Source organism: Pedobacter kyungheensis (assembly GCF_000812965.1).
Lineage (GTDB): Bacteria > Bacteroidota > Bacteroidia > Sphingobacteriales > Sphingobacteriaceae > Pedobacter > Pedobacter kyungheensis.
Window position 1 is genome coordinate 24,529 of the sequence record NZ_JSYN01000029.1, and the last position, 23,432, is coordinate 47,960.

19 protein-coding genes are annotated in these 23,432 nt (G+C 38.8%); 8 read left to right on the forward strand and 11 right to left on the reverse strand.

All coding sequences use genetic code 11. The features are described from left to right. Nucleotides 1-9: 9 nt before the first annotated feature. Both OC25_RS21500 and OC25_RS21505 read right to left on the reverse strand, forming a co-directional pair. Entirely contained in the window at nt 10-1,599 is a 1,590-nt protein-coding gene (locus tag OC25_RS21500; protein ID WP_039480358.1) for an ATP-dependent DNA ligase, read from the reverse strand. After that, nucleotides 1,596-2,630 carry a ligase-associated DNA damage response exonuclease gene (locus tag OC25_RS21505; protein WP_039480361.1) on the reverse strand — a complete coding sequence of 345 codons (1,035 nt, stop codon included), beginning with the start codon at nt 2,628-2,630 and terminating at the stop codon, nt 1,596-1,598. Before OC25_RS21505 ends, OC25_RS21500 begins: the two co-directional genes overlap by 4 nt. 184 nt (nt 2,631-2,814) lie before the next feature. Between OC25_RS21505 and OC25_RS21510 the strand changes: the two genes are divergently transcribed. Together OC25_RS21510 and OC25_RS21515 are read left to right on the forward strand one after the other, a co-directional pair. Beyond that, nucleotides 2,815-3,420, forward strand: a complete 606-nt coding sequence (locus tag OC25_RS21510; protein ID WP_039480365.1) for a hypothetical protein — start codon at nt 2,815-2,817, stop codon at nt 3,418-3,420. A 3-nt stretch (nt 3,421-3,423) separates the two neighbouring features. Beyond that, nucleotides 3,424-4,134 carry a DUF3307 domain-containing protein gene (locus OC25_RS21515; RefSeq protein WP_039480368.1) on the forward strand — a complete coding sequence of 237 codons (711 nt, stop codon included), beginning with the start codon at nt 3,424-3,426 and terminating at the stop codon, nt 4,132-4,134. A gap of 32 nt (nt 4,135-4,166) precedes the next feature. Here the strand turns inward: OC25_RS21515 and OC25_RS21520 are convergent, their stop codons facing one another. The 6 genes from OC25_RS21520 to OC25_RS21545 form a co-directional block, all read right to left on the reverse strand. Next, entirely contained in the window at nt 4,167-6,335 is a 2,169-nt protein-coding gene (locus tag OC25_RS21520; RefSeq protein ID WP_039480371.1) for a S9 family peptidase, read from the reverse strand. Between the two features lie 96 nt (nt 6,336-6,431). Further along, entirely contained in the window at nt 6,432-7,115 is a 684-nt protein-coding gene (locus tag OC25_RS21525; protein WP_039480374.1) for a hypothetical protein, read from the reverse strand. A gap of 23 nt (nt 7,116-7,138) precedes the next feature. Further along, the gene (locus tag OC25_RS21530) at nt 7,139-7,915 is read right to left on the reverse strand and encodes an enoyl-CoA hydratase/isomerase family protein (protein WP_039480377.1); all 777 of its coding nucleotides are present in this window, start codon (nt 7,913-7,915) and stop codon (nt 7,139-7,141) included. Nucleotide 7,916: 1 nt separating this feature from the next. Continuing rightward, nucleotides 7,917-9,992, reverse strand: a complete 2,076-nt coding sequence (locus OC25_RS21535; protein ID WP_039480381.1) for a ComEC/Rec2 family competence protein — start codon at nt 9,990-9,992, stop codon at nt 7,917-7,919. Between the two features lie 2 nt (nt 9,993-9,994). Beyond that, on the reverse strand, nt 9,995-12,022 hold the full coding sequence (locus tag OC25_RS21540) for a ComEA family DNA-binding protein (protein ID WP_039480384.1): 2,028 nt from the start codon (nt 12,020-12,022) through the stop codon (nt 9,995-9,997). A gap of 373 nt (nt 12,023-12,395) precedes the next feature. Next, nucleotides 12,396-12,731, reverse strand: a complete 336-nt coding sequence (locus OC25_RS21545; protein ID WP_039480387.1) for a MerR family transcriptional regulator — start codon at nt 12,729-12,731, stop codon at nt 12,396-12,398. Between the two features lie 116 nt (nt 12,732-12,847). Between OC25_RS21545 and alaS the strand changes: the two genes are divergently transcribed. Beyond that, a complete protein-coding gene (alaS, locus tag OC25_RS21550) occupies nt 12,848-15,460 on the forward strand; it encodes an alanine--tRNA ligase (RefSeq protein WP_039480390.1) in 2,613 nt (870 codons plus the stop codon). Between the two features lie 82 nt (nt 15,461-15,542). Here the strand turns inward: alaS and OC25_RS28000 are convergent, their stop codons facing one another. From OC25_RS28000 to OC25_RS21560, 3 genes are all read right to left on the reverse strand, one after another. Continuing rightward, nucleotides 15,543-16,046 (reverse strand): hypothetical protein, encoded by a 504-nt coding sequence (locus OC25_RS28000; protein ID WP_156131553.1) that lies wholly within the window; start codon nt 16,044-16,046, stop codon nt 15,543-15,545. Between the two features lie 93 nt (nt 16,047-16,139). Continuing rightward, nucleotides 16,140-16,649, reverse strand: a complete 510-nt coding sequence (locus OC25_RS21555; RefSeq protein ID WP_039480394.1) for a hypothetical protein — start codon at nt 16,647-16,649, stop codon at nt 16,140-16,142. Nucleotides 16,650-16,758: 109 nt separating this feature from the next. Further along, nucleotides 16,759-17,316: a hypothetical protein gene (locus tag OC25_RS21560; protein WP_052266382.1), complete on the reverse strand. Its 558-nt coding sequence runs from the start codon at nt 17,314-17,316 to the stop codon at nt 16,759-16,761. Nucleotides 17,317-17,631: 315 nt separating this feature from the next. On the opposite strand from OC25_RS21560, the gene OC25_RS21565 reads away from it, so the two are divergent. The 5 genes from OC25_RS21565 to OC25_RS21585 all read left to right on the forward strand — a co-directional run bounded on the left by OC25_RS21565 (nt 17,632) and on the right by OC25_RS21585 (nt 23,397). Further along, on the forward strand, nt 17,632-18,819 hold the full coding sequence (locus OC25_RS21565) for an ATP-binding protein (RefSeq protein WP_039480397.1): 1,188 nt from the start codon (nt 17,632-17,634) through the stop codon (nt 18,817-18,819). Nucleotides 18,820-18,873: 54 nt separating this feature from the next. Then, nucleotides 18,874-20,325, forward strand: a complete 1,452-nt coding sequence (gene gatB, locus OC25_RS21570) for an Asp-tRNA(Asn)/Glu-tRNA(Gln) amidotransferase subunit GatB (RefSeq protein ID WP_039480400.1) — start codon at nt 18,874-18,876, stop codon at nt 20,323-20,325. Next, the gene (locus OC25_RS21575; RefSeq protein WP_039480403.1) at nt 20,325-21,437 is read left to right on the forward strand and encodes a TlpA disulfide reductase family protein; all 1,113 of its coding nucleotides are present in this window, start codon (nt 20,325-20,327) and stop codon (nt 21,435-21,437) included. Before gatB ends, OC25_RS21575 begins: the two co-directional genes overlap by 1 nt. Before the next feature lie 103 nt (nt 21,438-21,540). Then, nucleotides 21,541-22,230: a response regulator transcription factor gene (locus tag OC25_RS21580; protein ID WP_039480406.1), complete on the forward strand. Its 690-nt coding sequence runs from the start codon at nt 21,541-21,543 to the stop codon at nt 22,228-22,230. A 444-nt stretch (nt 22,231-22,674) separates the two neighbouring features. Continuing rightward, entirely contained in the window at nt 22,675-23,397 is a 723-nt protein-coding gene (locus OC25_RS21585; RefSeq protein WP_039480409.1) for an RluA family pseudouridine synthase, read from the forward strand. The last annotated feature ends 35 nt before the right edge of the window (nt 23,398-23,432 follow it).

The window sequence follows — 23,432 nt, forward strand, 5'->3', positions numbered from 1 at the left end:
GGTTTAAAATCACAAGGTTGACTGCAGTAACTGCCTTAAATCTTCGAGTGTATTAATTTCTGCTGCTTTTTTATCCTTTCGCCAACGCAATATGCGGGGGAAACGAAGGGCTAGCCCTGCTTTATGTCGTTTACTTTCAGCAATACCTTCAAAGGCGATTTCGAAAACCAACTCAGGTTTAACGGTGCGTACCGGGCCAAATTTTTCGATGGCATTGCGGGTTACAAAGCTGTTTACCTCTTTAATTTCCTTATCGGTTAAGCCCGAATAAGCTTTGGCTATGGTAACCAGGTTTTCACCATCGCGAACGGCAAAAGTATAATCGGTAAAGAAATTTGCCCTGCGGCCACTTCCTTTTTGTGCGTAAATCATTACGGCATCAACAGTGTAAGGGTTAATTTTCCATTTCCACCAATCGCCACGTTTGCGTCCACTGTGGTACAATGAATTGAGTTTTTTAAGCATAATGCCCTCACTGTTTATCGAACGCGAATCTTGTCTTAAGGTTGCCAGCTCTTCCCAACTGGTGCAATTGATAACCGGGGAGAGGATTACCGGACTATCGCCTAAACCAGTTATAACCTGTTCTAAAATTTTTCTTCTTTCGCTCAGTGTCTGCGTTCTAAAATCCTGGGTTTCATATTCAAGTAAATCGTAAACGAAAAACCCAATGGGCGCGTCTTCTAACTGTTTCTTACTAATTGTTTTACGGTTTAAACGCTGTTGCAAGGTGCTGAAAGATAATACTTTTTTATCCTGTACAGCCAGTATTTCGCCGTCTAAAACAATACCATCGGGCAGCACATCAACCAGAAAATGCAATTCAGGAAACTGTTCCGTTACCAGTTCTTCGCCACGGCTCCAGATAAAAAGCTCTCCGTTCCGTTTAATAATTTGCCCGCGTATGCCATCCCATTTCCATTCGGCCTGCCAGGCTGTAATATCGCCCAGGCTTTCTGGCGCCTGCTCCAAAGCATAAGCCAGGCAAAAAGGGTAGGGCCACGAATTATCGGTATTTACATGGACGCCATTAACAAGTTCATGAAAGGTAATTTCGTAAGGATTCCACTTGCCCATAATGCTGTGCATAATTTGCGCACTATCGAGGCTGCTTTGTTTAGCCAAAGCATTAACCAGCATTTTATTTGAAACGCCTATTCTGAAATTTCCTGAAATCAATTTGTTTAAAATAAAACGTTCCTGTGTTTCGAGGTGGTTCCAGGCATTTAGAATAAAAGCTTTCTTGGTATCATCGTCCTTTCCTTCCAGGTTATGCAGGTCTTCAATCCATTGGTAAAGTTGCAAATCTGACGTGTTTTCTGCAGGAGGGAGCAATAGCGCAATGGTTTCGCTTAAATCGCCCACATTGGTATAGCTTTCGGCAAAGAGCCATTCTGGTGTTTGCGTAATTTCTATTGCCCAGTACTTAAGCAAGGCTGATTTGATGGGTCTTTTAGGCTTTTTACCCGTAAATAAAGCAATTACCCAAACTTTATCTTTGTCATCGGCATAGTTAAAATAATGAACCAAAGCGGCTATTTTAGCATTGGTTTTATTGCTGAGCTCGAGCTGCTGGATCAGTTGTGCAAAACGTTTCATGGTAGTTTACTTTCGTTTTGCGCTACTAAATCTACCTTGCTTTCTTCATCATCTTCCTGCCCGAATTTGGTTAATACCTCACTTGCTTCAATGCCTTGCTCATTTAAAAACCGAGTAAATGCAGCTGTAAAACCATGTGTTACATAAACCTTTTCTGCCCCGGTTGCCGTAATGGCTTCCATTAGGCCATTCCAGTCGGCATGGTCGCTCAGTGCAAAACCCGCATCGGCACTTTGCCAGCGGCGATGCGCCCTAACCTGCATCCAGCCAGAGCAGATACCGGTAACCGGCTGGGCTAAATTTTTAATCCAGCGGCTATCACGCATTACGGGCGGAACAATCACAATTCCTTTTTGTAAGGCCTCTTTGGTAATTTCGGGCACAATCCTGATGGTTTCGGGTAGGTTTACGCCTGCATTTATAATTACCTCGTTCAGGTTAGCGATACTGTTGTGTACATATATCGGAACGCTGCCTGCCAGGTTTTTAATCAGGCGTTGTGCCTTGCCCAAACTATAAGCAATTAACACGCTCGTGCGTTGCTGGCTGATGTTATTGTTTACCCAATTTTGAATGCCGTTAAAAACCACCTCTTGTTTTTGCCATTTGTAAACGGGTAATCCAAATGTACTTTCCGAAACAAATGAATGGCATTTTACAGGTTCGAAAGGCGTGGTAATGCCATCATCTTCAATTTTATAATCGCCAGATACTACACAGATTTCACCTTTATAAGCCAATCTAACCTGTGCCGAACCAATAATATGCCCTGCCGGAAAGAATGAAATATTTACCCCGTTTCGGGTAATGCTTTCGCCATATTCGAGTGTTTCTACATTTAAATCTTCACTTATTCTACGTTTAATAATGGGTTTGGTAAGCGTATGGCAGAGGTAATGTTTATTACCAAACCGAACATGGTCGCTATGCCCGTGCGTGGTTACAGCATAATCTACAGGCCACCAGGGATCAATATAAAAATCTCCCTGCTTGCAGTAAATGCCCCTTTTGGTAAATTCGATCAGTGCCATGCTTATTTAAACAATAAATGTATCAATTGGTTTTGAAGTAATATCGGGTAATTAGCCGATAAATTAAAATATCGGGTAATTAGCCGATAAATCGAAATATCGGGTAATTAGCCGATAAATCGAAATATCGGGTAATTAGCCGATATTGTTTTGCATTTTTAATTATTTTATCGATATTGGTATTATGATTTCCATTATAACAGGCGATATTATAGGCTCACGCAAAATAAAAGACAGCTGGTTGGCAAGCTTAAAAGGGGCGTTAAAGGTTGTTTCCGGGAAGCACAGCCGGTGGGAGATTTTCAGGGGAGACAGCTTTCAGGTAGAAATAGATGCAACAGAAGCATTAAGAACAGCTATATATTTAAAAGCCTGTATCAGGTTAAATAAATCAGCAGATGTGCGGATGGGGTTGGGGATTGGTGCAGTGCAGGGCAAAAGAAAGAAACTTACAGAAGATAGTGGCGATGCTTTTGTGTACTCGGGTGCTGCTTTTGATAGCTTAAAACAGATTAAACTAAACCTGGCCATTAAAACCAGTTCTGCTGATTTCGACGAAGAAATCAATACACTGATTAAGCTCGCCCTCATTGCTATGGATAGCTGGGGAGTAGTAGCTGCCGAAATGGTTAAACTGGCGCTCGAACATGAAAACATATTGCAGAGCGAACTGGCTGCCATTTCGGGCAGAACTCAATCATCAGTTAGCGAAGCCTTAAAACGGGCTCATTTTGCCGAAATAATGGATATGGATAAGTTATACCGTAAAAAATTGAACCAAATGTTTTAAAAAATGGATATCTACCTCATTAAGCTCATTATTGCCCATTTAATTGGCGATTTCTTTTTGCAACCAGGTTCGTGGGTTGAAGAAAAGGAAGTGAAGAAACTAAAATCAGCTAAGCTTTACCTGCATGTAGCCATACATATTGCACTCATATTCCTGATTTTTTTAAGTTTTGGCGTATGGAAAGTAGCCTTGTTAATCGGGCTGATTCATTTCGCAATTGATGCTTTGAAGTTACTGCTGCAAACAAAAAAGAATGCCCGTTTATTATTTTTCGTCGATCAGGTATTGCATTTTATTTCCATTGTAGCTGTATGGCATTTATTTTATAAAGGAAGCCTGGATATCAGTTACCTCAAAGAAACCAAAACGTGGATATTCATTTCGGGGGCTTTGTTTTTAACCCTGCCTACCTCCATTACCATGCGCGTTATTATTGCCCGCTGGATTCCGGATAATCAGCCCGATAGCCCTAAATCACTACAAAATGCTGGTAAATACATTGGTATACTGGAACGGGTACTGATATTTGTATTCATCTTAACCAATCATTTTGAAGCAGTTGGTTTTTTGCTGGCTGCAAAATCGATATTCAGGTTTGGCGATTTAAAAGAAGCCCACGACCTTAAATTAACCGAATACGTACTAATTGGCACATTACTGAGTTTCGGTATTGCCATTGTAACCGCCATGCTCACACAGCAACTTATTGCATAAAAAAAGCAGCCCTAAAGCTGCTCTTTTATGATTTATTTTCCTCCCGGAGGGCAGTTTTCTTTTAAAAACTTGGTGTAGGTTAAAGATAAATGCTCGCTGGTTCCATCACCTTCAGAAATACTGTGGGTGCGGTTTGGATAGCTCATTAATTGAAAAACCTTTCTGTTTTTGATTAACTCGTTAATCAGCATTTCTGCATTCTGGTAGTGTACGTTATCATCGCCAGTACCGTGGATATACAATAAATTACCTTTCAGGTTTTTGGCATGTGTAACCGGCGATCCTTTAACATAAGCTTCCTTGCTTGGGAAAGGTGTACCCATATAACGCTCCTGATAAACATTATCGTAAGTTAACTGATTACCCACAGCCGCAATAGCAATACCTGTTTTGTAAATTTCAGGATATTGGAACATCAGGTTCAGGGTAGATGAACCACCACCGCTCCAGCCCCAAACTGCCACACGGTCTTTATCCATAAAGGCATTAGTAGCCAGTAATTTCTTCGCAGCCATAGCCTGGTCGCGGATGTTAATTACGCCAATGTTTTTATAAATACCTTTGTGCCATGCACTGCCTTTTGGTACCGGTGCACCTCTGTTATCCATCGAAATGTAGATGTAACCATCTTTGGCCATATCGCCGGCATATAAAAAGTTTCTTCCTGCGCCATAGGTATCAAGTGCGGTTGCAGAAGCAGGCTCGCCATACACATAAAAAACAACAGGATATTTTTTAGACGGATTAAAATTATCAGGCTTTTTCATCCAGCCATCCATTTCAACACCATCTTCGGTAGTTACTTTAAAAAACTCTACTTTATTTTTGGGTGCTTCTTGTTTCGAAAGCTGGTTAGTGATGCTGCCATCCATGGTAAACGGATTGCCCGTTGTAAAGTTCATCCACTCCGTAATAGGTCTGACAATAGAACTGTTATATGAATGACGTGCAAATGCAGCATTTGGAGAAATATCGTAGTTGTGTGTGCCCGGTAATACCGAAGGGGTAACCTGCTCTAATTTTCCTTTTCCATCCAATTTGGTTTTGAAAAGATATTTCTGAGTAGCATTTGTTGGCGATGCAAGAAAATAAACCATGTTGTTTTTAATGTCGATTAATTTAACATCAATCACATCATAGTTCCCTTTGGTTACCAGGGTTTCTTTTTTACCGTCAACACTAATCCTGTAAAGGTGATTCCAACCATCTTTATCTGATACGATGGTAAATTCTTTATTGTCGTTTAACCATTTCCACTCATCCTGTGCATCAATCCAGGCTTTGGCTTTTTCAGTATAAACAGCCTTGGCTGCGCCAGAAGCCGCATCGCAGATAAACACAATACTTTCATTCTGCTCGCGGTTAAGTTGTTGTAAAATGATGTTGTTGCTGTTGGGCACCCATTGCATACGCGGGATATAATGCTGAACATTATCGCCCGGTACATTTAACCAGTTGGTTTTAGCAGTATTGATATCAACTACCCCAACTTTACAAGACGAAGGATTTTCCCCAACTTTAGGATACTCAACAGGGATTGTATAAGGATAAATTGAATCCGTATTGTTAATCATCAAAAAGTTTTTGATTTTGGTCGCATCCAGTTGCCAGTAGGCAATTGATTTTCCATCAGGGCTCCACCTGAAACCATCACGGCAATCAAATTCTTCTTCGTAAACCCAGTCGAAAGTACCATTAATCATGCGATCGGTACCATCAGTAGTTAAGGCTTTTGCACCAGTCCCGTCAATATTTTCTACATATAAATTATGCTGACTTACATAAGCCACTTTACTGCCATCAGGCGATAACTTGGCAAACATTAATGAAGAGGCTGGCCTGTCTTTACCAATCTGTACAATTTTGTTTGATGTTAAATCTGCCAGCCAATAATCGCCACGGGTATCGTAACGCCAAACTTTCTTGCTGTTGGTATAAATTAAAGCTTTTGTGCCATCATCCGATAACTGGAAACTTCTTACCGCTATGGCATCACTTTTACCCGCGGGGGTTAATAATGATCTTGAAATAATTGTTTTCCTGTCGCTTTTAGGGAGCGTTACCGAAATAATTTCTCCGCTGGCAATCTGGTAGTAGGAGTTTCCATCTTTTGCCCAGTTAATGTTTTGGGCATTTGAATCAATTACAGCACATAGGGCAATGCAGGTAACTGATAATCTGAGTAATAGTTTTTTAATCATATAAAGTTAGGTCATAAAAAAAGCTTTTTAACTTTGGGGCTAATTTAAATAAAAAGCCGTCAGTTAAAAAGCTATTAATTAGCTGGAAATGGTTAATTATTCACCTCCACCTTGCATTTTTGCTAAATCTTCCATCGTTACCACTTCGTATCCGGTTGGAACTTCTTTCGAAATCGGGCCAACTTTACCTTCAGTAATCGATTTTAAAGTTGTAGTAGTTTCGATACCTCTTTGAACCAAAGTATATTTTACCGGGAATGCATTTAAACCAGGGAAATAATTTTGAGAACCCACATTTGGTAATTCTACATCTTTAGTCGCCCAAAGTTCGTGCGCGCCGCCTTTGTCATCTTTAAAAGTATATTTTTCTGCATTAAAGCCTCCAACAGTCTGTTTTTCGCCTGTGGCTTTGAAGTCAGAAAATTTAGGCATAGCACCCATTACTTTTTCTACATCTTCTTTTGTTTGTTTAACCGCGAATTGTTTTTGTGCAATTGGCACATCGATTAAAAGTAACCCGGTTTTATCATTATTATCAGATACGATACCAATTAAGGCAGGACCTTGTTCCATTTCGATTTTAGTTAAACCATTGTTGAATTTAACTTTCAGTTCTGCAGGTGGCTCTTGTCCGCCCATAGCAGATTTTTGCTCTTCAGTTAATTTGTATGCTAAACCGTAAGTAAGCGTACCTTCGGTCATTTTCTTTTGCGCATTGGCAAGTACAGCACTGCTTACTAAAATTAAAGCTACAACGCTTGTTTTGATTGATTTGAACATGTTTTTATTTCAGTTTAGTTTTTTTACCAGTTAATTTTTTCTTTTTTTAGAAACGAAGCAATTCCTTTTTTAAAATCTTCACTTTCTCTAACGCGGGCATTGATTTGAACAGCTGTTTCTAAACTTTTTTCCAATAAGGGGTTATTCGTTTGGTTAATAAGTTGTTTGGTAATCATTAATGAATTTCCTGAGCTTTCGCTGCACAAACTTAATGCAAAATCTTTTACTTTTTGATGAATCTCTGCCGGATTTGTTACAAAATTAATCAAATTATATTGTTGTGCCTGTTCTGCTGAAAAGGTTTTTCCGGTGAGCAGAATTTCTTTAGCAATGGTTTCGCTAACCTTTTGTTTTAAAAAGCAGGAAACAATAGCCGGAACGAAGCCTATTTTTACTTCGGTATAGCCAAAATTACTTTCTGGCGTAGCAAAAACGATATCGCAAATAGTAGCTAAACCACAGCCGCCCGCAATGGCGTGCCCCTCAACCTGCGCAATAACCACCTTGGGTAAATAATAAATGGTAGTAAAAAGCTTTTTCAGGTTGTTCGAATCGGCTACATTCTCTTCGAAAGTGTTGTGTTGTAGTTGCTGCAGGTAGTCTAAGTCGGCGCCTGCACTAAACGAATTGCCGTTAGCATTTAAAATCACTACTTTAACCAAATCATCTTCCGATGCCTGAATAAATGCTGCAGTTAGTTCAGAAACGAGTTGGGGATTTAAGGCATTCCTTTTTTCAGGCCTGTTAATCGTTATTGTTGCAATTCTTTCGGCAACATGGTACAAAACCAGATTTTCCATGCTATTGGGTTAGTTGGATCAAATATGCTTTATTTTTCTTTAAAACGTAAGCATCTTTTCTGTTTTTCTGTAATTGTTTAATTCGGTATTGCTTATTGGTTGCATCAACTAACAGCGTTTGAAACCGGATATCTGAAGGAATATTACTTAAATCGAATTTACTGTTTCCTGTCAGCCATATTGCAGAAAAGACGCTTCTTGTCTGTAATTGCTTGTGGTTTAGGTGGTTGTCAATCAATAAAATACTACAACCTTGAAATACAATCTGGTTATCTTTTAATATGAAGTTACGTAATACTGTGTCTTTTTCTAAGCTAATGTGATGGATACGGTCAATTTGCATCGACATCAGTGCCGGCTTAATGAAAAACGCATAGCTTTTATCTGTTACTTTTAAGTCAGTAACCAGAACAGTTTCTTTTCCCCGCGTAAAAGCTGCAGCGTAGTTTTTTCTTAATGAAAAGAACAGGATGTTACGCTGTTGCAATGCTGAGAGACTATCGTAAGCAATGAGGATTTGATAAAAGATAAAAAGTGACAAGGATAAAAATATCAACCTCTTGCTGAATTTGGCTAATCCGTAAATGAAAAAGCCCAGGCTAAAACTCAATAATATAAATTCAGGTAAGCTGATGTAAATGGCAGAAAAATTAGCAAATGGCAGGCTGGCTATCCACTTTAAAACCGAATTGGTAAAATTAATCAGCCATTCGAAGATTGATGCCAAAAAACCAAGCCCCGGAATTAATGTGGCAATACCCAAATACATCATCAGCACCAGCGGCAGTGTGATAAAGAGGTTGCCAAGAAGAAAATAAAGAGGAAATTGGTGAAAATAATAGATACTTAATGGAAAAGTAGCAATTTGTGCTGCCAGCGACATCGCAATAAAGTTCCATAATTTATCCAGCCCTTTATTTTCGATGTAAAGCACGTTATAAATTTTCGGCTGAAGATAAAATAACCCAAAAACAGCTAAATAGGAGAGTTGAAAGCCAACATCCCAAATGGAGAAAGGATTGTAAATGAGCTGGCAAATAGCCGAAAAAGCTAAAATATTATAGTTATTGGTGTTTTTGGATAAGGTTTTGGCTATAATAAATACACTAATCATAATGGCCGACCTCACCACAGAAGGCGATAAGCCTGTAATTAAAGCATAGCCCCATATCAAACTACAAATGATCAGAAGCTTAGTAATTTTTAATTGGCGATTCCGGTTCAAAAACAGAAATATAAAATCTAAAACCACATATATAATGGCTACATGCGCTCCCGAAACAGAGAGCGCATGTAAGGTGCCGGTATTGGCATACGCAGCCAGCGTTTCGGGGCTTAAATCGGCACGGTAACCCAAAATCAGGGTCGATGCTACTGCAAAGGCTTCGTTGCTTTCAATTAACCTCCTGAATTTTTGAACCTGTTTTTCCCTTAAACGCAGTGCTTCTTTAATAATGAAATAACCAGCATCTTCGCCTGTTTTAAGTATGTTTTCCTGATCTACAAAGGTCTGGTGGTAAATGTTTTGTGTAGCCAGCCAGGCTTTAAAATCAAATTCAGCAGGGTTGTAAGGTGGCTCTATGGCTGTATATTGGGCAGGTATAATAATTACGTCGCCATATTTAAGTTTTAAAGGCATTGAGTTAGCTAATCTTACCGAAACCAGCAGCTGACCTGATGCTTTAATTTGCTTGTGGGCAAAATAGCCTGCAATAACCTTTGCTTTAAAACGCAAAATGCTTCCACTTTGCTGAGGTTCATCGTTCACCCATATTTTTAACTGGTTATAATTCTTATTTGCAAAATGGTTACTGTTTAGTTTTTCATTCTTTAATAGAGAAACAAAAGCACCCAGCAAGAAGAACATCAAAAAGATTGAAATTCCAATTACCCCCTTAAAACGGTAAATGCTTAGTTTTTTGTAGACCAGGTTTGTTACCAGGGCAATCAGCACCATGAACAGCGTGGCTATTACGGTAAAATACAAGCAAGCCCTGTACGGCAAAAAATAAAATAGGCCAATTCCAATAACAAACGGGAATAAAATCCTTACAAAAACGTATTCTGCTTTAAACATCTTTAGAACTGATAGCGTAGCTGAACTTTAACCTCTGATTTTTTATTCCCATTAATTTCATCGAGATAAGTACCAACGGTTTCTGCATCCTGATAAATGAATACGGCATATCTTAACCATAGATTTAATTTTTTAGCCAGGGTATATTTTAGGTTTAAATAACTCCTAAACCCCTTTCCATTGTACATGCCAAATGAAAAGCTGTACAAAACATCGTCTTCGTACACATAAATGCGGCTATTGTAACTTGGGGTATTAAAATAAGCCAGCCTGATGTTGCCTGTAAGCCTGGCAAATAGGGGTGAGTAATCTACATCCTGATAAATCATGTAGCCAAATTCCCGTTTAGCATCGCCCTTTTTGTATTGCGATACTTCTGCGCGGTTTTGGAGCATCCAGTTTTTATTCAATTGCCAGCGAAGTTCCATCCGGTATCCGGCTTTTATTACATTATCCAGGAATTTAACAGGAACGTTCAGGTCTGTATTCTGTTGTTTATTTTCACGTTTATACCGGGCTAAAATTTTAAAAGTTTTGGTTGGTGTGTAAACAGCCTGTCCAAGTATTTCGTAACCTTTGGAAGGAGCATCAACACGGTATTTCAACCAGGGGAATTTGAAGTAATCACCATAAAAAGAAAACGCCCAATGTTTATTAGGGTTAATATTTAAACCTGCGTACAAGCCTCTTTCATTTACTGCTTCTGTTGATTCTGATACGCCCTGGTTAAAAAAATTATGGTAACTTTTACTGTAGTTACGATAGGTTACCGCCGCTGAAACTGTGGGCGATAAGCTGATCAATACACCGTTTATGGCTGCAATACCGCCGTTTATGGACTTGCCAATTTCGCCGTACCAGTACATGTTTTTTAAGGTATAATTATAAAAAAGCCCCAGGTTGGTGAGTTTGTTCCCGGTAAAGCTATACTTGTCATAAAGTGCCGTTTGGGTTATAAAACTATTGTCGTAGTAGCTTTGGTAAGCAATAGCGCCAGCACCAAATTCGTTTTTGGTGTATTGCAAAGCCATACCGTAAACGCTTTGAGTAAGGCTGCTTTTATTCTTGATTTCGGTTGGCGTGCGGTGTAAACCTGTTTGGTTGATGGTCGATTGAACCGGTTCGCCTGCGGCATTTGTTTTCTGGCTGGCATCTAAACCCCTGAATGAAACAAAAGGAGTGAGGTCGAAATTTTTATACAGATTAATCGTGGCAGCTGCGCCCCTGAAAAACGAATACTCATTGGTTGAAGTGTAAGGTCTTAAGCCCAGATCTTTTTTAGCCACACTGGTTACATCAGGACCTTTGCCAAAAGAAAAACCCGACCAAAGGGTTAATCCCTGGCCAAACTGTAGAGTGTAATCACCCGCGACAAGCTTTTTGATTTTTCCTAACTTGAATAAAGCAACATTGGCCGAAACAAAATCGAATGGTTTACCAATAAATTTTTCGCCTGCATCCTTATCAAAGGTTAACGCTGCCGAAATTATTGTGCTGTAATTATACCGGTAACGCGTTTGAAAACGTTCTGGCGATCCCAGATAACGGTTACCTGGCAAATCTGTAAAGCCCTTTTGCTTTTCGAGGCTTTGTGCAAACCGTACCATCATATCATGCTCGCCGGCAAACAGGTTGCTTAATTTAAAGTTTTCATATTCCGGTATTGTATTTACCGTAACAAAAGGAATCAGGTTTTCAATCGTTTTAACATCAAAACCATCAATGCTTTGCAGTTCGTACACATCAAGCAATTTTCCGTTCGCTTTCATATAAACAAAGAAATTGCTGATTTGCAGGGGCGAAATGAATACCAATGTTTTTAACTCTTCTACCGAGGTATTATTTAAATTAATGGGATGTTTTCGGTACCGCGATAATACTTCAACCAATTCGGTAATATCGTAATCATCAGGAAGGTTTTCGGCAACGCTTTCAATGATATCGCGTATGGCTACTTCCTGTTCTGTAGTTTGTGCATTTGCGATAAATCCGATCATCACAAATAACATGCTTAAAATTTTAGAACGCATAATTTATTGTTTTTCAGGTAAATGTGGTATCTGCAGGCGATTGTCTGTTAGGAGATGATTTTCAGGATAGCACAAGTATGCCTATATCGCATTCGAAGCAGGAATGGCCTGAATCAATGTCGGTATTCGCCAGAAAAGGAATAAAAAATAGCGGGCATTTGAAAAATGCTGTGCGATTACCCAAATGATATGGAGCAGGGTAGCAGCATAAAAAAAGACGCAACAAAAAAAGCCATACTTTCATAAGCGAGTATTAAATCGGTTAAAGAAAATAGGGGTGATTTTTTGTTCTTCAGAACTAATGTAGTAAAAATATTTCTAAAACTACAAGAAATGTAATTTTAAAAATACTCTAGGGTATGGTGTGTTAGCTTTAAAGCTCCTGCGAGAGGTTAACCAGGAAACCTTTCAGTTTTTCTAAAGCATCAATAATTTTCTGATTTTCTTTCACATCAGATTTATTATTTTTCAGATAATCTTTAGCGCCCTTTAAAGTGAAACCTTTCTCATCAACCAGGTTGAAGATAATCTTAAGGTTTTCTATATCTTCAGGAGTGAAAAGCCGGTTGCCTTTTTTGTTTTTTTTGGGTTGAAGGATATCGAATTCTTTTTCGTAAAAACGAATCTGCGAAGCGTTTACGTTAAACATTTCAGTCACTTCGCCCATGGTATAATACATTTTATTGATGTCTCTTTCTTTATACGGCATATTTTGAGCTTGATTATGAGTGTTTTATATCGATTAATTAAAGTGTTCAAATGTAGCTCGATTTTTCCTTAATAACGCAATAAAATTTTAATTTTGTTCCCTCCAATAATATTGAAATGACAGCAAAAGAGATTAGACAGGCATTCCTTAGTTTTTTTGAATCGAAACAACACCATGTTGTACCTTCCGCACCGATTGTGGTTAAAAACGACCCAACCTTAATGTTTACCAATGCGGGTATGAATCAGTTTAAAGATTTGTTTTTGGGAGAGGCCGCCATTAAATATTCTCGCGTTGCAGATACACAACGTTGTTTGCGTGTTTCAGGTAAGCATAACGACCTGGAAGAAGTGGGTATTGATACCTACCACCACACCATGTTCGAAATGCTGGGCAACTGGAGCTTTGGCGATTACTTTAAAAAAGAAGCCATTGCCTGGAGCTGGGAATTACTGACTGAAGTTTATAAAATCCCCAAAGAGAAATTATACGTTACCTATTTTGAAGGTGACGAAAAAGAAGGTTTAGCTAAAGATCAGGAAGCTTTTGATCTTTGGAAACAATATGTAGATGAAAGCCATATTTTACCCGGAAATAAAAAAGATAATTTCTGGGAAATGGGCGATACCGGACCGTGCGGACCTTGTTCAGAAATTCATGTGGATTGCCGTACCGATGAAGAAAAGGCATTGGTAGATGGTGCTTCGCTGGTAAATGCCGATCACCCGCAGGTAATCGAAATCTGGAACAACGTATTTATGCAGTTTAACCGTCTAAAAGATGGTTCTCTGCAAAGTTTACCAGCCAAACATGTAGATACCGGAATGGGATTTGAGCGTTTGGTACGTGTTTTACAGGATAAAACTTCTAACTACGATACCGACGTTTTTCAGCCGCTGATTCAGTTTATTGCTGATAAAGCAGGTATTAAATACGGAGCTGATGAAAAAACCGACATTGCGATGCGTGTAATGGCCGATCATATCCGCGCCATTTCATTTGTAATTGCCGATGGTCAGTTGCCATCTAACAATAAAGCAGGTTATGTAATCCGCAGGATTTTACGCCGTGCGGTACGTTATGCTTATACGTTCTTAAACTTCAAAGAGCCTTTCTTAAACCAATTGGTACCTTTATTGGCCGATCAGTTTAAAGGTGTTTTTGATGAACTGGTTTCACAGCAGGATTTTGTGCAGAAAGTGGTTTTAGAAGAAGAGGTTTCTTTCCTGAGAACGCTTTCAACAGGTATTCAGCGTTTCGAGAAATACCAGGCAGTTAATAATATTGTTGAAGGTACTTTTGCCTTCGAACTTTCAGATACTTTTGGCTTTCCGATCGATTTAACCGAGCTAATGGCAAGGGAAAAAGGCTGGACAGTTGATTTAGTGGCTTATGAACAGGCACTGAAGAAACAGAAAGATGATAGCCGTGCCGCAACTGCTATTGATACCAGCGACTGGGTTATTGTAAATGCCGACGATCAGAGTGAGTTTGTAGGTTATGATGATTTAGAAATAGAAACCGAAATCTTAAAATACCGCAAAGTAAAGGCAAAAGGAAAGGAGCAATATCAAATTGTACTGCGTCAAACACCTTTTTATGCTGAAAGCGGTGGTCAGGTAGGAGATACAGGCCGTTTGGAAGACCATAGCCGCCAATTTTGGATTGACATTACCGATACCAAAAAGGAAAATGGTTTAACGGTTCATTTTGCAGATATTTTACCTGATAATCTGGAAGGTAAATTCTGGGCAGTTGTAGATGAAGATAAACGCATTTTAACTGAAGATAACCACTCCGCTACGCACTTGTTGCATGCTGCTTTAAAACAGGTTTTGGGTCAGCATGTTAACCAAAAAGGATCTTTGGTGAATGCCGATTACCTGCGTTTCGATTTTTCTCATTTTGCCAAAGTAACCGATGAGGAACTGGCACAAATTGAGGTGATTGTGAACCAGAAAATCAGACAGAATATTAAACTGAAAGAGCAACGAAACGTACCCTATCAGGATGCAATTGAAAGTGGTGTAACTGCTTTATTTGGAGAAAAATATGGTGATTTTGTTCGGATGATTACTTTCGATGATCATTTTTCTAAAGAACTTTGTGGCGGTACACACGTAAAGGCTACAGGACAAATCGGTTCGTTTAAAATTGTTTCAGAAAGTGCCGTTGCCGCTGGTGTTCGTCGTATTGAGGCCATTACTGCCGATAAAGCAGAGCAATTCTTCCTCGATCAGCGAAAAGAACTTGGACAGTTAAAAACATTGCTAAACGGAAGCAAAGATTTACCAGCTGCCGTACAAGCTTTGCTTGATGAAAATGCGAAACTGAAGAAAGAGATTGAAAAATCGACCCTTGAGCGTGTAAATACCTTAAAACACGAGATTGTGCACCATGTTCGTGGAATTCACGGCATTAATTTGATTGCCAAACATATTGATATTCAGAGTGCTGAGGCAGTTAAAAACCTGGCCTTCTCGTTAAAAGATATGGTTGATAACCTGTTTTTGGTTTTCACTACAGAAATTGACGGCAAGCCCGGTATTACCGTAATGCTTTCCGATCATTTGGTTAAGAAAGGATTAAATGCATCGAATATTGTTCGCGAGCTTGGAAAAGAAATCCAGGGTGGCGGTGGCGGACAGCCATTTTACGCAACCGCTGGAGGTAAGAATCCTGCAGGTTTAAAAGCAGTATTGGAAAAAGCAGAGAGTTTTATTCCTTAGAAAATCGTCATTGCGAGGAACGAAGCAATCTTTTGATTGATATTCATAAAAAAAGAGGCCCTAAAGCCTCTTTTTTATTATTTTAATGTCTGCCGTGTTTTTCGCGGTGTCCTCTCGAGAACAAGCTTGAATTTACACGTGGATCGTGGTGTCTGTTATCTACTCTGTAACTTCTATAATTATTTCTTGGCGAATTGTATCTGATTCTATCTCCACCTCCATAAGAACTGCGGTAGTAATTGCCATGACTTGCGTACCTTACCCTATGTACATTGTAACTGTTGTATGGGCTGTTTCCGTACACTACGATTTTTCGGCCGTGGTGCAAATCGTAACCCCTGTACCTTGCTGGCAAATATCTCGATCTGGTCCATCTGTTTCCGTGTAAATACACAAATTCTCTTCGTGGAACGTAATAATAAGACTGAACTTCTGGGAGATAGTAGTAATTAACGTTTTGATAACCGGCTGGTATCCAAGCTGGTTGCGCGCCAATATTCACATTAATACTTACCTGAGCGTTAGATTGATTAGATGTTAAAGCCACGATACCTAAAATCGCGGACAGAATGAATAACTTTTTCATAATAATCTATTAATTTGTGTGTGGTAAACGTAATTCAAACGCTGTGCCAAAATTTCTATTGTAACAGCTACGTGAAAAACTTTTCAACTATAATTATTCCCAATGTTTTCCTTTGCCATTTCCATGGCCTTTACCATTACCGTTATTTCCTTTTCCGTAAATCTTTTTAGCTTGTCCCGGAGGCATTCCGTGCGGATGGCCTTTTATTACATAATACTTGCTATCGCGACTATCACGAATAATGATCTGGTTTTTGTTGCCTTTGTATTTGGCATATTTTATTTTATCGCTTCTGAAATTTAAATAAGGTCTTGGCGAGTTAATTACTACTTTATATCCATTATACAAGTCATAATTGCCATACCTGGCTGGTAATGCATTGGCAAAAACCCAATCGTTTCCATTCAGGTAAACAAACTGTCTTTGCGGAACATAGTAATAGCTCTCTACATCAGGAAGATAGTAATAGTCTACATGATCGTAGCCCACAGGCCCCCATAATGGTTGCGATCCAATATTAACATTTACGTTTAACTGAGCCTTTGCAGGTATGCTGAAGAATGAAACCATCATTATTGCAGCAATTAAGAATAATCTTTTCATGGTTATTTAATTTGTGTGATAATGGTTTATTTTCAAATGATGTGCCAAAGTGTAAATACAAAAAAAGGAGCACCAATTGGTACTCCCTCTTCCTAACCTAAATTTGGGGCTAATGACGCTCGTTTCCGCGGCCTTCGCCATATCTTTCTGGTCGGCCGTTATGGCTTCTTTCTACCCGTTTAACCACTTTTACGCGTTGTGGCTGGTTTCTTTCCGGACGAACCACAGTTACTTGTTTTGTATTATAATTAGGATGACCTTTTACCACATAATATTTAGCTTCGCGGCTGTCTCTTATTATGGCCTGGCGACCGCCGTAGTTTTTGTAACGGCTATATCTTGTTACGTAATAATTATTTTGGAGGTATGGCCTTGGTTTGTTTATCACTACTTTATAGGAACGATATAAATCAAAGTTGCCATAGCGGGCGGGGAGATTGTTGGTCCATACCCACTGACTACCATTCAAATAAATATACTGTGCAGAAGGAACATAATAATAGGCATTAATATCGGGGAAATAATAATAATCTACATGGTCATAACCGGTAGGACCCCAAACAGGTTGCGAACCAATATTTATATTTAAACTAACCTGTGCTTTTGCATAATCTGCGCCGAATAATGATATCATCAGAACCGCGGCAATTAAAACTAACTTTTTCATAATCTTAAAGGTTTTTGTGTGTTAATACTGGGATAGACTTGTGTGATATAAAGTGGTTTAATGAGCAGATTAGGATTTAACATTTCTTTAACTAAACCAACTGTTCATTTTATTAAGTAATTTTACTCATTATATTGAGTAAATTGTAATTGTGCTTCTAATTGTTTGATAATTAGTGTGTTATATGGTTATTGAAATTGTATAAAGAGATATTTACAGTTTTGAAACTTTATAAATGAATTGAATAATTGTTGGATTTGGAATTACTTATCGTATTGAGTAATTTTACTCATTATACTGAGTAAATTGTAAAATATGCACGAAAGGATTGAATTACAGAAAGTTGTGAAAGTAATGAAAGAGCCAAAACGGTTTATTCAGGTACTTGTTGGTCCCAGGCAGGTTGGTAAAACTACCTTAATTACTCAATTGGTTCAGAAAATAACAATCCCCCATATATTTGAATCGGCCGATGCCGTATTTGCATCCGATCGCACCTGGATTGAGCAGGTTTGGTTCAATACCCGCGAGCTGGTTAAAAACAATAATGAGCATGGCTGTCTTTTAGTAATTGATGAGATTCAAAAAGTAGATAACTGGAGTGAGATCATTAAACGCCTTTGGGATGAAGATATGCGTAACGGCGTAAATATTAAGCTAATTTTATTGGGTTCATCACGATTATTGATCCAGCAGGGGCTTACAGAATCTCTTGCCGGTCGTTTCGAATTAACTTATTTGGGGCATTGGAGTTTTACAGAAATGGAAAGTGCCTTTGGTTTTACAGCCGAAGAGTATGTTTGGTTTGGAGGTTACCCTGGTGCAGCTGGTTTAATCAAAGATGAAGAGCGCTGGAAAAGCTATGTTTCAAATGCTTTGATTGAAACCAGCATTTCTAAAGATATTTTAATGCTTACCCGGGTGGATAAACCTGCACTGATGAAACGCTTGTTTGAGCTCGGCTGCCTGTATTCCGGTCAGATCTTGTCATTTACTAAGATACTTGGACAGCTTTCTGATGCCGGCAATACTACTACATTATCACATTATCTGCAACTGTTAGATACTGCGGGTTTGTTAGGGGGAATTGAAAAATTCGCAGCAGATGTAATTCGAAAACGTTCATCCAGTCCTAAATTTCAGGTGCATAACAATGCATTGGTGAGTGCGCAGCGCAATGAGCTTTTTGAAACCATAAAAAAACAACCGGCTGAATGGGGGAGAATGGTTGAGTCATCAATAGGGGCGCATCTGTTAAATTGTTCTTTTGTAGAAGGCTACAAGGTATTTTATTGGCGACACAGGAATGATGAGGTTGATTTTGTTTTAGAAAAACGCGGTAAAACAATTGGCATTGAGGTTAAAAGCACTGGCTTTGTTAGTGGTACATCGGGTATGGATGCTTTTAATAAAATGCACAAGCCCGATAAAATGCTTTTGGTTGGTGGTGGTGGATTGCCCTGGCAGGAATTTTTAAAAATTTCTCCATCAAGCCTTTTTTAACGAAAGACTAAATAATAACTATATTTGCTTATAATTTTAACACATAAAGCTTTAATGCCTTTACAAAATAGCAATTTCGAACTCGTTTCAGGACTGGAAATCCACGTTCAGTTAAATACCAATACTAAAATATTTTCTGCTGATAGCGCCGCTTTTGGTGCTTCTCCGAATCAAAATATCTCTACTGTTTCGCTGGCTTTGCCAGGTGCTTTGCCAAAGTTAAACAAAGAAGTAGTAGCTAAAGCAGTTCGCATTGGCCTTGCGCTAAATTGTACCATTAACCAGATCAATCATTTCGACCGGAAAAATTATTTCTATGCCGATTTGCCTAAGGGATACCAGATCACGCAGGATAATCAACCCATTTGTGTAAATGGTTTTCTGGAAGTTGAACTTTCAGATGGTTCGACCAAGAAAATTGGCATTAACCGCATCCATTTAGAAGAAGATGCAGGTAAAAGTATCCACGATCAGGACGATCAATACTCGCTGGTTGATTTAAACCGGGCCGGCGTGCCTTTAATTGAGATTGTTACTGAGCCCGATATCCGCAGTGCAGAAGAAGCTTCGGCCTTGTTAAGCGAAATCAGGAAATTGGTAAGGCATTTAAATGTGAGCGACGGTAATATGGAAGAAGGCAGTTTACGTTGCGATGCCAATATCTCCATTCGCCCGGCAGGTACAACTGAATTTGGCACCCGTTGCGAAGTGAAAAACCTGAACTCCATGCGTAATGTACGCAGGGCTATGGATTTCGAATTTGGCCGTCAGGTTGAAGTAATTAGCAATGGCGGTAAAATTATTCAAAGCACACTTAATTTTGATGCTGAGCAGGGTACAACTTCGCCCATGCGTACTAAAGAAGAAGCTAACGATTACCGTTATTTCTCTGACCCGGATTTGCAACCCATCCACATTTCGGATAGCTGGTTAGCTGAAATTAAATCGGCCATGCCTGCATTGCCAAATGAGATTTCGAAAAAAATGATTGCTGAATTTGGCATTAGTAAAGCCGATGCCGCCTTATTTGCCGAAGATTTGGCATTACTTACTTATTTTAATGTTGCCTTACCGCTTGTAAATACCAAAAAAAGCTTAATTAACTGGCTTATTGGTCCGGTGAGGGCTATTTTAAATGAAAAAGGTATTGCTATTGATGCATATAACGTTAAGCCGACGCAACTTGCAACAGCCATTAATCTGGTTGACGATAAAAAAATAACCCAGCAGATTGCCATACAGCAATTGTTACCTGCCATTGAAACCAAAGCAGATGCCAATGTAGCGGACCTGGCACAGGCATTAAACCTTTTAATTACCGATAATGGTGATGAATTGGGTACTTTTATTGATGAAGTGTTAAATAAATACCCGCAACAGGTAGAGGCATATAAAAAAGGCAAAAAAGGCGTTTTAGGCTTGTTTGTTGGCGATGTAATGAAACTGGCCAAAGGAAAAGCAGATGCCAAGAAATTAAACGAATTAATACTTGAAAAACTGAAATAATGAGAATAAAACAATTGAGCCTGATCATGCTGATTGCAATTGCTTTCACTGCATGTAAACCAAAAGATAGCTTTACCATCGACGGAACTTTCCAAAACCCGGGAGCAGAAAAAAAAGTGTTTTTGTATGGCATGCAAAACAGCAACATGATTGCAATCGATTCAACCAATTTATCAGAAAAGGGCGAATTTAAGTTTATCCGTAAAACCCCATCAGTTGATTTTTTCAGGGTATCGGTTGGTAACCATGAATTTATGTTGATTGCTAAAAATGGCGATGCAATTAAGTTGGAAGCTGATTTGGCTGATAAAACTATGGCGTATAAAATTTCTGGTGCGAATGAGGTGGATAAATTATCTGAGTTGAATGGTATCAGAAATACGTTTGCCAAACAGGTGGAGAAGTTACAAGCCGATTTTGAAGCGAAAGTCGCTACACAGCCTCAAAACAGGGCAGCGATACTGGAGTCGATGAAACCGCAATACGAATCTTACATCAACCAGTTAAATACGCAGATCTTAAAATTTGCCAAAGACAATAAAGGTACACTGGCCAGCTTTTATGCCATGAATACTTTAAGTCCGCAGGAATTTGAAGCAGAATTGGTAAAGTTTGCCGACGAGGTTAAAGAAGATATTAAAGGTAACGCCACCGTAGATGCTTTTGTGAAACAAATGGCACTTTTAAAAGCTGTACAAGTTGGCGAAACAGCACCTGGCTTCACCATCAATACAGCAGAGGGCAAACCGGTTAGTTTGGCAGATTATAAAGGAAAATACGTACTGGTAGATTTTTGGGCATCATGGTGTCAGCCCTGCCGTCAGGAGAACCCTAACGTAGTAAAAGTTTACAATCAGTATAAAACCAAAAACTTCGATATCCTGGGTATTTCACTCGATACGGATAAAGCAGCCTGGTTAGGTGCTGTTAAAGCCGACGGTTTAAGCTGGACACATGTTTCGGAATTGAAGGATTTTAATGGCGAAACCGTAAAAAAATATCAGGTACAAGCTATTCCAACTTCATATTTAATTGATCCGGCAGGTAAAATTGTAGCTAAAAACCTTCGTGGAGAGGCCTTAGAGGCCTTCTTAGCCAAAACGTTACGTTAAAACAAATTTCATGTTAAACTAATTTAAGTAATTAACAATTTCTTAACTTAGGCTTAACTAAATATTGCATCATAGACAGTACTTTCGTAACAAATATTTAACTATGAACAACGCAGGTCAGAAAATATTAATTGTTGATGATGAACCAGATATTCTGGAGCTTATTGAGTACAACCTAAAGAAAGAGGGGTATCAGGTTTTTACGGCAACCAATGGCCAGGAAGGTATTACCGTTGCAAAGAAGGTTCATCCTGATTTGATTATACTGGATATTATGATGCCTAAAATGGATGGAATTGAGGCTTGCCGTTTAATGCGTGCAATCCCCGAATTCAAAAATACATTCATGGTTTTCTTAACAGCCAGAAGCGAAGAGTATTCGGAAATTGCTGGTTTTAATGTGGGAGCTGATGATTATATCGCTAAGCCAATTAAACCAAGAGCTTTAGTAAGCCGGATTAATGCAATTCTAAGAAGAAATGCAGGTACTGAAGAAGTATCAGAAAATAAACTTGAAATTGGTGATTTGGTAATCGACCGTGAAGCTTACCTTGTTTTCCAGGGTGGTAATAAAGTGGTACTGGCTAAAAAGGAATTCGAATTGTTATACCTTTTGGCTTCTAAACCCGGTAAGGTTTATACCCGCGAATCGATCCTTAAAAATATCTGGGAAGATTCAGTGGTAGTAACCAACCGTACTATTGATGTACATATTCGTAAACTGCGCGAAAAATTAGGCGAAAATTATGTTTCTACCGTAAAAGGGGTAGGTTACAAATTTGAGTTAGCGTAAGTTAATTTTACCACAGATATACACAGATTAACACAGATTTTTTCTGATGCTTAATCTGTGTTTTTTTATGCACCAAGATGTCAAAAGCTAAATGCTTATCTGTGTTCATACTTTTTATATGTTGTTAATTTCTAAATCAATAAGTTAGCATAAATTAATATAGCCACAGATATATACAGATTAACACATATTTTTCCTGATGCTTAATCTGTGTTTTTTTATGCACCAAGATGTCAAAAACTAAATGCTTATCTGTGTTCATCCTTTTTATCTGTGGTTAAAGATTAATAAGATAGATGGGCGAATCCTGTGTTTCCGTGGTTAAATGTGTAGGTTTATACAACGATAGCGCTATTATCATTGAGACCCTGAAATAAATTCAGGGTGACGATCGCCTTAAAAAAATAAAATCGTATTTTTGCGCTTCATTAATCACACCACAGTTTGAAGTTTCCAAATTTTAAAGACCTTATTCTTTTCGAAGACAACGATTTTATTGTCATCAACAAACCTCCGTTTTTAGCATCGCTTGATGAAAGAGGTGCGGCTGGCGAAACCAATGTTTTGCGTTTAGCCAAGCAGTATAGTTTTGATGCACAGGTATGTCACCGTTTGGATAAGGAAACCTCCGGAGCTTTAATTATCGCCAAAAATCCGGCAGGTTATCGCCATGCTTCTATGCAGTTCGAAAGAAGGAAGGTGAACAAAACTTACCACGCTGTGGTAGATGGTCATGTGATTTTTGATCAGCTCCTGGTTGATTTACCCATCTTAAACGATGGCAATAAAAATGTAACCATCGATAGGAATGAGGGCAAAAGAGCGGAGACCATTTTTGACTCGTTAAAATACTACAAACATTATACATTGGTAGAATGCAAGCCCATTACTGGCCGTATGCATCAGATCCGTATCCATTTAGCTACCCAAAGGGCCGCTATTGTTGGCGACGAAATGTATAAAGGTAAACCTGTTTTTCTTTCTTCGATTAAAAGAGGTTACAGGCTAACCAAAGGCGAAGAAGAGCAGCCGATTATGAAGCGTTTTGCCTTACACGCCAGACACCTGGTATTTAAAGGACTCGATGATAAAGATATCGTAATTGATGCGCCTTATCCTAAAGATTTTGCTACTTTAATTAAGCTCCTGGATAAATTCGACGCTTAACCACTAATTTTTCCGCTGGAATATAAAAACAGAAT

Excerpts from the sequence above, each read along its gene's own strand:
- alaS (WP_039480390.1), top strand. The coding sequence starts at position 12,848 with ATGACAGCAAAAGAGATTAGACAGGCATTCCTTAGTTTTTTTGAATCG.
- OC25_RS21500 (WP_039480358.1), bottom strand. The coding sequence starts at position 1,599 with ATGAAACGTTTTGCACAACTGATCCAGCAGCTCGAGCTCAGCAATAAA.
- OC25_RS21535 (WP_039480381.1), bottom strand. The coding sequence starts at position 9,992 with ATGTTTAAAGCAGAATACGTTTTTGTAAGGATTTTATTCCCGTTTGTT.
- OC25_RS21540 (WP_039480384.1), bottom strand. The coding sequence starts at position 12,022 with ATGCGTTCTAAAATTTTAAGCATGTTATTTGTGATGATCGGATTTATC.
- OC25_RS21530 (WP_039480377.1), bottom strand. The coding sequence starts at position 7,915 with ATGGAAAATCTGGTTTTGTACCATGTTGCCGAAAGAATTGCAACAATA.
- OC25_RS21565 (WP_039480397.1), top strand. The coding sequence starts at position 17,632 with ATGCACGAAAGGATTGAATTACAGAAAGTTGTGAAAGTAATGAAAGAG.
- OC25_RS21505 (WP_039480361.1), bottom strand. The coding sequence starts at position 2,630 with ATGGCACTGATCGAATTTACCAAAAGGGGCATTTACTGCAAGCAGGGA.
- OC25_RS21520 (WP_039480371.1), bottom strand. The coding sequence starts at position 6,335 with ATGATTAAAAAACTATTACTCAGATTATCAGTTACCTGCATTGCCCTA.
- OC25_RS21525 (WP_039480374.1), bottom strand. The coding sequence starts at position 7,115 with ATGTTCAAATCAATCAAAACAAGCGTTGTAGCTTTAATTTTAGTAAGC.
- OC25_RS21580 (WP_039480406.1), top strand. The coding sequence starts at position 21,541 with ATGAACAACGCAGGTCAGAAAATATTAATTGTTGATGATGAACCAGAT.
- gatB (WP_039480400.1), top strand. The coding sequence starts at position 18,874 with ATGCCTTTACAAAATAGCAATTTCGAACTCGTTTCAGGACTGGAAATC.
- OC25_RS21575 (WP_039480403.1), top strand. The coding sequence starts at position 20,325 with ATGAGAATAAAACAATTGAGCCTGATCATGCTGATTGCAATTGCTTTC.
- OC25_RS21560 (WP_052266382.1), bottom strand. The coding sequence starts at position 17,316 with ATGAAAAAGTTAGTTTTAATTGCCGCGGTTCTGATGATATCATTATTC.
- OC25_RS21510 (WP_039480365.1), top strand. The coding sequence starts at position 2,815 with ATGATTTCCATTATAACAGGCGATATTATAGGCTCACGCAAAATAAAA.
- OC25_RS21545 (WP_039480387.1), bottom strand. The coding sequence starts at position 12,731 with ATGCCGTATAAAGAAAGAGACATCAATAAAATGTATTATACCATGGGC.
- OC25_RS21555 (WP_039480394.1), bottom strand. The coding sequence starts at position 16,649 with ATGAAAAGATTATTCTTAATTGCTGCAATAATGATGGTTTCATTCTTC.
- OC25_RS21515 (WP_039480368.1), top strand. The coding sequence starts at position 3,424 with ATGGATATCTACCTCATTAAGCTCATTATTGCCCATTTAATTGGCGAT.
- OC25_RS28000 (WP_156131553.1), bottom strand. The coding sequence starts at position 16,046 with ATGAAAAAGTTATTCATTCTGTCCGCGATTTTAGGTATCGTGGCTTTA.